The following is a 12,558-nucleotide window of genomic DNA, read 5'->3' on the forward strand; positions in this document are numbered from 1 at the left end:
CTCGGATCCCGCGGCTCAGTGCGCGATCGACGACGCGGAGGAGGACTCGAAGAGCCCCTGCATCCAGGACTCGACGTCCTCCGGGGTGCGGGGCAGGCCGGCCGAGAGGTTCTCGTTGCCGTCTGCGGTGATGAGGACGTCGTCCTCGATGCGCACTCCGATGCCGCGGTACTCCTCCGGGACGGCGAGGTCCTCCTCCTTGAAGTACAGGCCGGGCTCGATCGTGAAGACCATGCCGGGCTCGATCACGGCGTCCTGGTAGAGCTCGCGGCGGGCCTGTGCGCAGTCGTGGACGTCGAGGCCCAGGTGATGGCTCGTGCCGTGGGGCATCCAGCGGCGGTGGTGCTGGCCCTGCGCCGAGAGGGAGACCTCGGCCGGGACGGGCAGCAGCCCCCACTGCTCGAGGCGGTCGGCGAGCACCGACATGGCGGCGTCGTGGACGTCGCGGAACCGGTTGCCGGGCACCGCGACGGTGAACGCGTGGTCGGCGGCGTCCAGCACCGCCTGGTAGATCTTCCGCTGGATCGGCGAGAACTCGCCCGAGGCGGGCAGCGTGCGGGTGATGTCCGCGGTGTAGAGCGAATCGGCCTCGACCCCGGCGTCCACCAGGATCAGGTCCTGCGGGCGGATCTCGCCGGTGTTGCGGATCCAGTGCAGCACGGTCGCGTTGTTGCCGGAGGCCGCGATGGTGTCGTAGCCGAGGTCGTTGCCCTCGGCCCGGGCCCGGGCGAAGAAGGCGCCCTCGACCAGGCGCTCGCCGCGCGGCTTGGCGATGGCCCGGGGCAGCGCCCGCACGACGTCCTCGAAGCCGCGGGCGGTCATGGCCACGGACTCGCGCAGCTGCCCGATCTCGTGGTCGTCCTTGATCAGCCGCAGCTCCGAGAGCCGCTCGACGAGCTGGTCGTCGCGGGCCTCGGCCTGCTCGAGCAGCACGCCGCCGGCCAGACGGGCCGAGTCCACGTGGCTGTCCACGACGGCGTCCTGCGCCCGGACGAGGCGGACCTGCACGCCGTCGGCGCCGACGTCCTTGGACAGGGCGGGCTGCAGCCCGGAGAGGTCCTGCGTGCGCAGCCCGTAGGCGCTCGAGAGCTCGCGCAGGGTCGGGCGGTCGCCCACCCAGAACTGCCCGTTGCGGGCATCGGCGTAGAACTCGCGGGTGTCGCGCCCGGCCATGGGGTGGAAGTAGAGCACGGCCTCGTGGTCGCCGCCGTCGTCGCCGGTGCCCGGCTCGACCGGCTCGAGGACGAGGACGGCATTCGGCTCGTGGTCCACTCCCAGCCCGGTCAGGTGCGCGAAGGCCGAGTGGGGCCGGAAGCGGTAGTCGGTGTCGTTGGAGCGGACCTTGGGGGCGCCGGCGGGGATCACGAGCCGCTCGCCGGTGTGCTCCTGGGAGATCCGGAGGCGGCGGCGGGCCGCATGATCCGCGACCTCCTCCCGGGGCAGGTCCTCGTCCCTGGCCGGCGCCCACTGCGAGGCCATGAACTCCGCGAACGCCTCGGACTCGGGGGAGCGGGTCCGGTTGTCGACGCGCTCGCCGAGGGGCTGGGACCCGGACTGCGCGCCGGTGTCGGCAGGGGCGTCGGAGGCGGCCTCCTGCGCTGCGGCCGGGGTGGTCTCCGGGGGCTGATCCGTCATGCTCGCTCCGTCCTGTCGGCCGAGGCCGACTGCTCGGTGCAGCCCGGTGCGGCTGCGCGATCTCGTCCGCCCATGGTGCCACTGCGATCCGACGTCGTCCGGCCCGCCCCGCGCAGCGCCCGGGCCGCGGGCCGTGCCACGATGAGGGCATGAAGATCGATCTGCACACCCATTCCACGGCCTCCGACGGGACCCAGCCCCCTGCTGAGGTGCTCCGCAGCGCCGCGGAGGCCGGCCTGGATGTGGTGGCGCTCACCGATCACGACACGACGTCGGGGTGGGCCGAGGCCGCGGCGGCCGCTCGAGCGCACGGGGTGATGCTGGTGCCGGGGACCGAGGTCTCGTGCCAGACGGAGGACGGCATCTCGGTGCATCTGCTGTCCTACCTGCAGGATCCGGGCAGCGCCCCGCTGGCCGATGTCATGAGCCGGGCCCGCAGTTCGCGGCGGAGCCGCGCCCAGCGCATGGTGGAGATGATCGCCGCCGATCACCCGATCAGCTGGGACGACGTGCTCGAGCAGGTGACCGGCGACGCCACGGTGGGCCGGCCGCACATCGCCGACGCCCTCGTCGCCGCCGGCGTGGCGGAGGACCGCTCCGAGGCCTTCCGCACGGTCCTGCATCCGCGCTCGGGGTACTACGTGGGCCACTACGCGCCGGATCCGGTCACGGCGGTGCGCCTGGTCCGCGAGGCCGGGGGAGTGCCCGTCATGGCCCATCCGCTGGCCGGTCTGCGCGGTCGCACGGTCGGCCAGGAGGTCTTCGACGCGATGATCGCGGCCGGGCTGGCCGGGCTCGAGGTCGCCCACCGCGACAACCCGCCCGAGGCGCGGGCCCTGCTGTCGCAGATGGCGGCCGAGCACGACCTCATCGTCACGGGGTCCTCCGACTACCACGGCGCCGGCAAGCCGAACGAGCTCGGGGAGAACCTCACCTCCGAGCAGTCGCTGCGCCGGATCATGGCGGAGGCGGGCTCGGCGACGCAGGTCGTGCGTCCCTGAGCCCGCCTCGGCGGGTCGGGGAGGAGTCAGCCGCCCCGGCGTGCGACGGCGCCGCGGGCGGAGGCCTCAGTCGTCGCCGGCGATGCGCGCCGGCGATCCCGTCTGATCGCCGCCGGTGCGGCGCCTGCGGCGGCGGCGCCGGGCATTGGCCGTCGCCCGATCCTCGACGCCGGCCGATGCGGGAGCGCCGGTGCTCGACTCCGAGCGCGCGCGGTCCCGGCCCGTGCCGGTGCCGCGCGAGCGCGCGCCGCCGTGCTGCGAGCCCTCCGAGCCCTCGGAGCGGGGACGACGACGGCCCTCGCCCTTCGACTCCGGCGTCCTGCCCCCGGAGCCCGACCCGGACCCTGAGCGGGACCGGGAGCCGCGGCTCCGGTCCCCGCCGCGGTCGCCGCGCTTGTCCCCGTCCCGGCCGCGGGCGCCGCCGGAGCGGCCGCGCGAGCCCCCGCGGGAGGAGCCGGAGTCGGACCGGCCGGAGTCCGGCCCGCCGAGGTCCTCGAGCTCCTCCGCGTCCAGGCCCGCGCGGGTCTGCTTCGAGCGGGGGAGCCGGCCCCTGGTGCCCTGGGGGATCCCGAGGTCCGAGTAGAGGTGCGGCGAGGAGGAGTAGGTCTCGACCGGCTCCGGGATGCCGAGGTCCAGGGCCTTGTCGATCAGCCGCCAGCGGGGCACGTCGTCCCAGTCCACGAACGTGATGGCCGTGCCCTTGCGGCCGGCGCGGCCCGTGCGGCCCGTGCGGTGCAGGTAGGTCTTCTCGTCCTCGGGGCACTGGTAGTTCACGACGTGCGTGACGTCCTCGACGTCGATGCCGCGCGCGGCCACGTCGGTGGCCACCAGGATGTCCACCTTGCCGGAGCGGAAGGCGCGCAGGGCCTGCTCGCGCGCGCCCTGGCCGAGGTCGCCGTGCAGCGGGGCGGCCGCGAAGCCGCGCTCGATCAGCTCGTCCGAGACCTTGGCCGCGGTGCGCTTGGTGCGCGTGAAGATGATCGAGCGGCCTCGGCCGTCGGCCTGCAGGATCCGGGCCAGCATCTCCGGCTTGTCGAGGTTGTGCGCGCGGTAGACGACCTGGCGGATGTCGGCCTTGGTGCGGCCCTCGTCCGGGGCGGCCGCGCGGATGTGCATCGGCTTGGACATGTAGCGCCGGGCCATGGCCACGACCGGGCCGGGCATGGTCGCCGAGAAGAGCATCGTGTGGCGCACGCGGGGGACCTCGGCCAGCAGCTTCTCGACATCGGGCAGGAAGCCCAGGTCGAGCATCTCGTCGGCCTCGTCCAGGACGACGGACCTCACCTGGGACAGGTCCAGCTGGTGCTGGCGGTTCAGGTCGATCAGGCGCCCGGGGGTTCCCACGACGACCTCGACGCCCTTCTCGAGGGCCTCGATCTGGGGCTCGTAGGCCCGCCCGCCGTAGATGGTGAGGACGCGGGCGTTGCGGGTGCGCGCGGCGATCGTGAGGTCGGAGCCGACCTGCACCGCGAGCTCGCGGGTGGGGACGATGATCAGCGCCTGCGGGGAGCCCGGGCGCTCCAGGCGGGACCAGCCGTCGTCGTCGCGGCCCACGACGTTCTGGATCACGGGGATGCCGAAGCCGAGGGTCTTGCCGGTGCCGGTCTTGGCCTGGCCGATGATGTCCTGGCCGCTCAGCGCGATCGGCAGCGTCATGGACTGGATCGGGAACGGGTGGACGATGCCGGCCTCGGCCAGGGCCTCGGCGATGTCCGCGCGGACGCCGAAGTCCGCGAAGGTGCGGGTCTCGGCGACCGGCTCCTGCGCGACGTCGACCGAGTCCTCGGCGACGTCCGTCACCTCGTCCTCCGGCGCCGATGCCTCCTGGGCCGGGGCCTCCTGCTGGGGGGTCCCCGCAGCGGTCTGCCGGGTCTGCTCGGAATCGGCCGCCGCGTCCTGCTCGGTCCGCGGCGGGGTGGTGCTCTCGCTCATGTCTCGGGTCCTTCCCGGGTCGGTTCTGCGCAGGCGCGCGCCCGTGGGGCGCGCGGCGCTGCGACGGGCACGCCGCTGCGACCGCTTCGCCGCTCCGCAGCGCTGCGGCTGGGGCGGAAGGGGAGGACGTGCCGGGGGTGGGAGCCGATCGCGGAGGTCTTCGGGTGTGGTCGTCGTCGACGATCGGGCATCCGGTGCGGGGACAACTGTACTCGGACGGGCCCCGTCACGACGGCCGGGGCCGCAGCACGTCCCGTCGGGGATGCGCTGCGGCCCCGGGATCCGCCTCGGCCGGGCGGCCTCTCAGTCGTGCGAGACGCCGGGCATGAAGCCGACCCGCCGCTTGGTCTCCGCGCCGATCTCGACATAGGCGATGCCCGCGGCCGGCACCAGGGTGAGGTTGTCCTTGGAGTCCCGGAGGGACAGGACGGTGCCGTCGCTCAGCGACGTGCTCACCAGATCGGTGGCCTCCTGGGCGGTCAGCGGGGAGTCGACCACGATCTCGCGTCCGACGTGCTGCATCCCGATCTTGATCTCCACGGTTCCTCCTGCTGGTTGTGGGCCTGCCTGTCCGCGGCGGCGATGCCCGCAGGGCGGACGGCCGCCGCCGCTCCTGGAGGCCGAGTCTAGGAGCGGGTCACCGCCAGTCCTCGTCGAGCACTCCGATTCCGCCCCAGGCTAAACGGAAGAGCTGCCGCTGGGCCTCCTCGCGGGTGACGGTCTCGGGGTGGCTGGCCCAGAAGCCGGCGCCCGTCTGGACCATGTCGGTCAGGGCGCGCGAGAGCATGACGGCCGTGCCGCGGCTGAGCCCGGCATTGGGCCCCAGCACGCCGCCGACGGCCTCGGCCACGCCCATGTGGAAGCCCTCGAAGCGGGCGTGGATCTCGGGGTCGGCCATCAGGTCGGACTCGAAGACGAGCCGGTAGGTCTGCGGGTGGAACTCGACGAAGTCGAAGTAGATCCGGAGCATCTCCTCGACCCGCGCCCGGTTGACGGTGATCCCCTCGCGCGGCCGGGCCTCGCGCAGCGCCTCGATCAGATCGGCCCCGAGGGCGTCGAGGCTGTCGCCCACGAGCGCCAGGTAGAGCTCGTGCTTGCCCGGGAAGTGCTGGTAGAGCACGGGCTTCGAGACGCCGGCGGCCTCGGCGATGTCGTCCATCGACGCGCGGTGGTAGCCCTGCTCGGCGAAGGTCGTCAGCGCGACCTCCAGCAGCTGGCGGCGGCGCTGCTGCCTGGGCAGACGGGTGGTGCGAGGACGTGCTGCGGACACGGGCGCTCCTGTGCTCAGCCGGCGGCGCGGGGCAGGCGCTGCTGTCCGGTCGAGTCGTCGGGCGCGCGGCCTCCGGGCGGCAGGTCGGCGGGCCGGCGGTCGCGGCCGCAGATCGGGCGGTCCGCGGTCCCCTCCGCGGCGCCGCGGTCGGGCGCCGGGACCGTCCCGGGACCGGGGGCGGGGTCGCGGGTCTCGGGGGCGCGGTGCTCGGGGAGGTCCACGCTCAGCCCGAACAGCGCCTCGAGGCCGGTGAGGTAGTCCTCGGCGCGGCCCTCCTTGGCCATGCGCCGGGCGCGCACCGTGGGCTCGTGCAGCAGCGAGCGCACCATGCGGCGCATGGCGAACTCGACCTCCTCGGCGGCGGCGGTGCAGCCGTGCTGCCGGCGGACCTTCTCCATCTCGGACTCGAGCACGCTCATGGTGTGCTTGCGCAGGGCCACGATGGCCGCGTCCATGTCGCGCTCGCTGCGCTGCTCGCGGAAGCGCCGGGCCGCGGCGTCGACGATGCCCCGGGCGGCCTCGACGGACTCGGTGGTCTCCTCCGGGGCGGCGAGCTTCACCGACTCGAGCGTGATCAGCTCGACGCCGGGCAGATCCGCGACCGAGGGATCGAAGTCCCGGGACAGGGCCAGATCGATCACCGTGAGCGGGCCCTCGGGCAGCTGCTCGGCGGACAGCGGCTCCGAGCCGCCGGAGCAGCCGATGACGACGTCGGCGCGCTCCAGCGCCCCGCGCAGGTCGTCGGCGGGCACCGGGGTGCCGCCGCGGTTGGCGGTGAAGGCCTCGGCGCGCCCCGAGGCGGAGTGCACCTCGATGTCGGCGCAGCCGCGATCGCGCAGGGCCGCCATGGTCGCTCCGGCATAGGCGCCCGTGCCGAACACCAGGGCGCGCCGCTCGGGCCATCGGCCGTCGGTCACGTCGTCGGCCAGGTCCAGGGCGACCGAGACGATCGAGCGCCCGCGCTCGCCCAGGCTCGTACTGGTCCCGACCTCGCGGGCCGTCCTGGCCGCCTCCTCGAACAGGCGCACGAGCCCGCCGGAGGCGGTGCCGCTGCGCTGCGCGTCGATGAGCGCCCGGCGGACCTGGCCCGTGATCTCGCGCTCGCCGACGACGGCGGACTCGAGGCCCGAGACGACGGTGAACAGGTGGCGTGCGGCGTCCTCGTCGACGTGCAGCTGAGCGCTGCGCAGGATGTCCTCGGCGGGGACCCCGGAGCGCTCGGAGAGCAGCTGCGCCAGGCCCTGGCGGGCGCTCTCGATGCGCTCGGGGCCGGCGTCGTCGGCGAGCTCGCCGTAGATCTCGAGGCGGTTGCAGGTCGACAGGGACACCGAGCCCGTGAGCCCGCCGGCGGAGGTCAGCTCGCCGGGCGCGCCGGCGGCACCGTCGGCCAGGCGGGCGACGGTGCTGAGATCGACATTGCGATGGGAGGCCACGAGAGAGAAGAGCACCACAGTCCCCGCATCCTACCGCGTGCCGGCCCGGGCCGGTCGGCCCCGCCTCCCGGGAGCCGTCCGATCGGCCGCCGCTCGGACGGCTCCCGGCGCCCTCGCGGGCCTCTGCGGGCAGCTCGGCAGCGGCTTCGGACCGGGCGCTCGCCCGGCCCGCGCCTCGGCGCGTCGGGCGCGGATGCCAAGGGGAGCACGCGGGCGCGGCGGGGCAGGGCCCCAGGGGGAGCGGAGCCCAGCGACGGCTCGTCGCCAAACCTGCGAGTCCGCGGCGGCACAATGAGGGCCATGACCATCTCTGCCGATGCCCCCGGACCCGACGCTCCCGGACCCGACGGCCCCGAGCGCCCCGACGGCGGCCCCGGTGCGGAGGCGGCTGGCAGCGGGCTCACCGACGAGAACGCCCCGGGGGGCTTCCGGGCGGGCTTCGAGCGGCTGCCCCAGGAGCATCCCCTGCGCCGGGGGGCGACGGCGGACTCCGCCCTGCTGCGGGAGCTGACCGGGCGCCGCGCCGCGACCCATCCCGTGTGGTTCATGCGCCAGGCCGGGCGCTCGCTGCCCGAGTACCGGCAGGCGCGCGAGGGCACGGCCATGCTCGACGCCTGCCTGACCCCGGAGCTGGCCGCCGAGATCACCCTGCAGCCGGTGCGCCGCCACGGCGTGGACGCCGGCATCTTCTTCTCCGACATCGTGGTCCCGCTGCGCCTGGCGGGCGTGGGCGTGGACATCGTGCCGGGCCGCGGCCCGGTCCTGGAGCGCCCCGTGCGCACCGCCGCCGAGATCACCGCCCTCCCGGAGATCGACGACGAGGCCCTCGAGCCCATCCGCGAGGCCGTGGCGCTGACCGTCGCCGAGCTCGGCTCGACCCCGCTCATCGGCTTCGCGGGCGCGCCGTTCACGGTGGCGGCGTACATGGTCGAGGGCGGCCCGTCGCGGGATCATCTGCGCCCGCGCACGATGATGCACGCCGACCCCCGGGCCTGGGATGCGCTCGCGGACTGGGCCGCCCGGGCCTCCGGTGCGTTCCTGCGAGCCCAGGTCGAGGCCGGCGCCTCGGCCGTGCAGCTCTTCGACTCGTGGGCAGGCTCGCTCTCCCTGCGCGACTACCGCGACCACGTCGCCCGGCACTCGGCGCGCTCCCTGGCCGCCGTCGAGGACCTGCCCGTCCCGCGCATCCACTTCGGCACGGGCACCGGCGACCTGCTCGCGACCATGCGGGAGGCCGGAGCCGAAGCCGTGGGTGTGGACCACCGGCTCACGCTCGAGGAGGCGGTCCGGCGCCTGGGCAGGGGCGCGATCGTCCAGGGCAACATCGATCCGGCCCTGCTGCCGGCGCCCGCCGAGGTGCTGCGGCGCCACGTCGACGAGGTGCTCGCCGGCGGCGCGCAGGCCGCGGGGCACGTGGTGAACCTGGGCCACGGCGTCCCGCCGAGCACGGATCCTCAGGTGCTCACGGATCTGGTGAGCTACATCCACGATCAGGCCCCCGCGGCCGGCGGCTGAGGGAGCCGGGGCCGCCGCGCTGTCGGGCGTCGGTGGCATCCTGGGAGGACAGCAGCGGTCGGCAAGAGCAGAACGGCCGCCCGGGACGAGGATCCGGGGCGGCGCAGCAGAGGAAGGACGGGCAGCGGTGGAGCAGTCGGAGTCGCGGTCGGCAGCCGAGGACTCTGCCGCACGGGCGCCGCGCACGGCGCTCGTCGTCGGCGGGGGCATCGCCGGGCTGTGCGCCGCGCGCGAACTCGCGGCCGCCGGCCTGCGCGTGACCCTCGTGGAGGCCCGGCCGCAGTTCGGCGGGTCCGTGGGCTCGCACCTGGTGGACGGGCTCGTGCTCGACTCGGGCGCCGACTCGTTCGCGACCCGCTCGGACGCCGTCTCGGACCTGGCCCGCGAGCTCGGGCTCGGCGACCGGATCGTCCGCCCCAGCCCGGCAGGGTCATGGGTCGCCCTGCCCGACGGCCCCCGGCCCTCGCAGAGCACCGGCGTCCTGGGGATCCCCGGTGATCTCTCCGAGCCCGGCCTGGCGCAGACCCTGGGCCGCTTCGGGCTGTGGCGCGCCCGGGCGGACCTCAAGCGCCCGGCCAGGATCGGCGCCGACGCCCGCACCCTGGGCGAGCTCGTGCGCAAGCGCATGGGCAGCGCCGTCCTCGAGCGGATGGTGGCGCCGTTCACCCTGGGCGTGCACTCCGCCCAGCCCGATGCCCTGGACCCGGACATGGTCGCACCCGGCCTGCGCGAGGCGCTGCGCCGGGAGGGCAGCCTCAGCCGCGCGGCCGCGTCGCTGCGCCGCGCCGCGCCGGCCGGCAGCAATGTGGCGGGGCTGCGCGGCGGCATGAACACCCTGGCCGAGGCCCTCGTGGCAGACCTCAAGAAGCGCCGGGTGAAGCTGGTGCTCGGCTACGACGTCATCGCGGTGGACCGCGATCCCCGGCGCCCCGGGTGGATGGTCCTCCAGCGCCAGCCCGAGGTCGGCGACAAGTCCGCGATCGCCCGCGGCGAGCTGCTCGTCATGGCCTCGGACGGTCCCACGGCCGTGCGCCTGCTGGGCGGGCAGTCCCGCGAGATCGCCGGGTTCCAGCCGGGCCTGGGGCCCAGGATCGCCCTGGCCACGCTCGTGGTCGACCGGCCGGAGCTGGACCGGGCCCCGCGCGGCACCGGCATCCTGGTGGCCCCGGACGTCCCGGACGTCCACGCCAAGGCCCTGACCCACGTCAGCGCCAAGTGGGACTGGGTCCGGGAGGCGCTGCCCCCCGGGCGCCACGTGCTGCGGCTGTCCTACGGGCGCGTCGACAGCTCGGGGAGGAACGCCTCCCGCGAGCTCGAGCTCGCCGACGACCAGCTGCTCACCCTGGCCATGCGCGATGCCTCGCACCTGCTCGGCGTCGAGCTGCCCCACGAGTGCCTCGTCGACGGCGACGTCGTGCGCTGGGAGCAGGCCATGGCCCGGCCCTCGGCGGGCCATGCCGAGAAGGTGGCCGCCTTCCGGCGCGCCCTCGAGCAGGTCGGCGGCGTCGCGGCCGTCGGCTCCTGGCTCTCCGGCACCGGCCTCGTGGCCGTCGTGGCCGACACCCGCCGGGAGGTCGCCCGTGTCCTGGCGGAGCACGGGATCGCGGCCGCGCAGGACCCTGCCGGCTGAGCCGGCGCGCATCCATCAGCCCATCCGCTCCGAGGCCCTTGGCCTTCGGAGCCCGTCGAGAGGAAGAACGACGATGACCGCACCCGCGAACGAGCAGACCGACGCGGCCCCGGCCCAGGACCAGAGCCAGGGCCGGGAGCAGCAGCACTGGGCCGTCTGGTCCGTCTACGCCCGGGACCACGACCGCGCCGCCCCGTCCCCCGAGCAGGACGAGCAGGCCGTCCGGGAGTTCGACGCCCTGGTCGCCGAGCTCGCCGACGAGGGGATCGTCGTGCGCGGCACGTACGACGTCTCGGGCCAGCGCGCCGACGCCGACGTCATGCTGTGGCTGCACGGCCACGATCCCGCGGCCCTGCAGCTGGCCCTGCGCCGGGCCCGCCGCACCGCGCTGCTGTCCGGGACCCACCAGGTGTGGTCGTCCATGGGCGTGCACCGCGAGGCCGAGTTCACCTCCAACCACTCCCCGTCGTACGCGCGCGGCATCGCCCCGGAGGCGTGGGTCTGCGTGTACCCGTTCGTGCGCTCGTACGACTGGTACTGGATGGACCCCGAGGACCGCTCGCGCATGCTGCGCAACCACGGCATGAAGGCCCGGGACTTCCCCCAGGTGCTGGCCAACACGATCGCCTGCTTCGGGCTCAACGACTTCGAGTGGATGCTCGCGCTCGAGGCTCCCGAGCTCGTGGACCTGGTGGATCTCATGCGCCACTTCCGCAACACCGAGGCCCGTCTGCACGTGCGCGAGGAGACCCCGTTCTACACCGGTCGGCGGGTGAGCACCGCGGATCTGGCCGAGGTGCTGCGATGAGCGGCGCGGAGACCGGCTCCGCCCCCGAGCCCGAGCTCGCGCCGTCCTCCGTGCCGATCCTGGACGGGGCCGCCGTGAGCTCCGGGCCGCGCCCGGCCGACTCGCCGGCCCTGAGCCGTGCTCGGGCCGAGTCCCCGGGCACGTGGGACGCGGTCGTGCTCTCGTCGTTCGGGGGCCCCGAGGGCCAGGACGACGTCATCCCGTTCCTGCGCAACGTGACCCGCGGGCGGGGGATCCCCGACGAGCGCCTCGAGGACGTGGCCGGGCACTACCGCGCCCACGGCGGCGTCTCGCCGATCAACGGCCAGAACCGTGCTCTGCTCGCGGCGCTCGAGGCCGAGCTGCGCGAGCGCGGGATCGACACCCCGGTCACGTGGGCGAACCGCAACTGGGAGCCCTACGTCGGCGATGTCCTTCGCCGGCTGCACGAGGAGGGCCGGGACCGGATCCTGGTGCTGGCGACCTCAGCCTTCGCGGGCTACTCCTCGTGCCGGCAGTACCGGGAGGACTGGGGCGTCGCCCTGGCGGAGTCCGGGCTGCGGGAGCAGATGACGGTGGGCAAGATCCGGCAGTACTTCGATCTGCCGGGGCTGCTGACCCCGTTCGCCGAGGGCCTGTGCGAGGCGCTCGAGCGGGTCGCGGGTCAGGGCCCGGTGCGGGTGCTGTTCGCGGCGCACTCGGTGCCCGACGCCGATGCGCTGGCCTCCGGCCCGGAGACCATGCGGGCGTCGTTCACCGGCGGCTCCGCCTACGCCGATCAGCTGCTGGCCGCCTCCCGCGAGATCATGGACCGCACCCGTGCGCAGCTGCGCGCCGTTGGCTCGGACCTGCCCCCGGAGACGGACTGGGAGCTGGTCTTCCAGTCGCGCTCGGGCGCTCCCGGGACGCCGTGGCTCGAGCCCGATGTCAGCGACGCGATCGAGAGGGCCGCCGACGAGCGCGCGGCGGCCGTGATCGTGGTGCCCGTCGGGTTCGTCTCGGATCACATGGAGGTCGTGTGGGACCTCGACACCGAGGCCCGCGAGACGGCGGAGCGGCGCGGGCTCGCCTTCGTGCGCACCCCCACTCCCGGGACGCATCCCGCCTTCGTGCGCGGGCTGGCGGATCTGATCGAGCAGCGCATGGCCGATCGGACCGCCCCGCCGCGCGTCTCCGCCTGCGGCGACGGCACCTGGTTCGACGCCTGCCCCGCGGACTGCTGCCGCAAGATCCTGCGCGGGAGCACCGAGCCGCGGCCCACCATCGCCCAGCTGCCCGCCGGGCAGCCCGTCCCGGTCGGCGTCGACGACGACGGCGACGTCGTGCGGGCATGACGGCTCGGCACCACGACCACG

The 12,558-nt window shown here is 74.9% G+C and carries 10 protein-coding genes; 5 read left to right on the forward strand and 5 right to left on the reverse strand.

Annotated elements, in window-relative coordinates; all coding sequences use genetic code 11:
• Window positions 1–15: 15 nt before the first annotated feature.
• Complete coding sequence (locus FSY66_RS07625; RefSeq protein ID WP_144793119.1) at window positions 16–1,635, reverse strand: aminopeptidase P family protein; 1,620 nt, start codon at window positions 1,633–1,635, stop codon at window positions 16–18.
• Window positions 1,636–1,784: 149 nt separating this feature from the next.
• Here FSY66_RS07625 and FSY66_RS07630 point away from each other — a divergent pair, with 149 nt between their 5' ends.
• The gene (locus FSY66_RS07630; RefSeq protein ID WP_144793122.1) at window positions 1,785–2,636 is read left to right on the forward strand and encodes a PHP domain-containing protein; all 852 of its coding nucleotides are present in this window, start codon (window positions 1,785–1,787) and stop codon (window positions 2,634–2,636) included.
• Between the two features lie 66 nt (window positions 2,637–2,702).
• Here FSY66_RS07630 and FSY66_RS07635 read toward each other — a convergent pair whose 3' ends face one another.
• From FSY66_RS07635 to FSY66_RS07650, 4 genes are all read right to left on the reverse strand, one after another.
• Entirely contained in the window at window positions 2,703–4,568 is a 1,866-nt protein-coding gene (locus tag FSY66_RS07635; protein ID WP_144793125.1) for a DEAD/DEAH box helicase, read from the reverse strand.
• Window positions 4,569–4,871: 303 nt separating this feature from the next.
• Window positions 4,872–5,108 (reverse strand): DUF3107 domain-containing protein, encoded by a 237-nt coding sequence (locus tag FSY66_RS07640; RefSeq protein WP_144793128.1) that lies wholly within the window; start codon window positions 5,106–5,108, stop codon window positions 4,872–4,874.
• A gap of 97 nt (window positions 5,109–5,205) precedes the next feature.
• Window positions 5,206–5,838 (reverse strand): TetR/AcrR family transcriptional regulator, encoded by a 633-nt coding sequence (locus FSY66_RS07645; protein WP_144793133.1) that lies wholly within the window; start codon window positions 5,836–5,838, stop codon window positions 5,206–5,208.
• Between the two features lie 14 nt (window positions 5,839–5,852).
• Entirely contained in the window at window positions 5,853–7,289 is a 1,437-nt protein-coding gene (locus FSY66_RS07650; RefSeq protein ID WP_144793136.1) for a glutamyl-tRNA reductase, read from the reverse strand.
• Window positions 7,290–7,571: 282 nt separating this feature from the next.
• On the opposite strand from FSY66_RS07650, the gene hemE reads away from it, so the two are divergent.
• The 4 genes from hemE (at window position 7,572) to FSY66_RS07670 (ending at window position 12,537) form a co-directional block, all read left to right on the forward strand.
• A complete protein-coding gene (gene hemE / locus FSY66_RS07655) occupies window positions 7,572–8,786 on the forward strand; it encodes a uroporphyrinogen decarboxylase (protein WP_144793139.1) in 1,215 nt (404 codons plus the stop codon).
• A 127-nt stretch (window positions 8,787–8,913) separates the two neighbouring features.
• Entirely contained in the window at window positions 8,914–10,416 is a 1,503-nt protein-coding gene (gene hemG, locus FSY66_RS07660) for a protoporphyrinogen oxidase (RefSeq protein WP_186304499.1), read from the forward strand.
• A 73-nt stretch (window positions 10,417–10,489) separates the two neighbouring features.
• A complete protein-coding gene (gene hemQ, locus FSY66_RS07665) occupies window positions 10,490–11,224 on the forward strand; it encodes a hydrogen peroxide-dependent heme synthase (protein WP_144793145.1) in 735 nt (244 codons plus the stop codon).
• Complete coding sequence (locus tag FSY66_RS07670; protein WP_144793148.1) at window positions 11,221–12,537, forward strand: ferrochelatase; 1,317 nt, start codon at window positions 11,221–11,223, stop codon at window positions 12,535–12,537. Before hemQ ends, FSY66_RS07670 begins: the two co-directional genes overlap by 4 nt.
• Window positions 12,538–12,558: the final 21 nt, after the last annotated feature.

The organism is Kocuria palustris, assembly GCF_007666205.1.
In the GTDB taxonomy this organism is placed as follows: Bacteria; Actinomycetota; Actinomycetes; order Actinomycetales; family Micrococcaceae; genus Kocuria; species Kocuria palustris_A.

Bases quoted from the DNA above. Each gene is read 5' to 3' on its own strand.
- FSY66_RS07625 (WP_144793119.1), bottom strand. From the start codon at position 1,635: ATGACGGATCAGCCCCCGGAGACCACCCCGGCCGCAGCGCAGGAGGCC.
- FSY66_RS07630 (WP_144793122.1), top strand. From the start codon at position 1,785: ATGAAGATCGATCTGCACACCCATTCCACGGCCTCCGACGGGACCCAG.
- FSY66_RS07635 (WP_144793125.1), bottom strand. From the start codon at position 4,568: ATGAGCGAGAGCACCACCCCGCCGCGGACCGAGCAGGACGCGGCGGCC.
- hemE (WP_144793139.1), top strand. From the start codon at position 7,572: ATGACCATCTCTGCCGATGCCCCCGGACCCGACGCTCCCGGACCCGAC.
- hemQ (WP_144793145.1), top strand. From the start codon at position 10,490: ATGACCGCACCCGCGAACGAGCAGACCGACGCGGCCCCGGCCCAGGAC.
- FSY66_RS07670 (WP_144793148.1), top strand. From the start codon at position 11,221: ATGAGCGGCGCGGAGACCGGCTCCGCCCCCGAGCCCGAGCTCGCGCCG.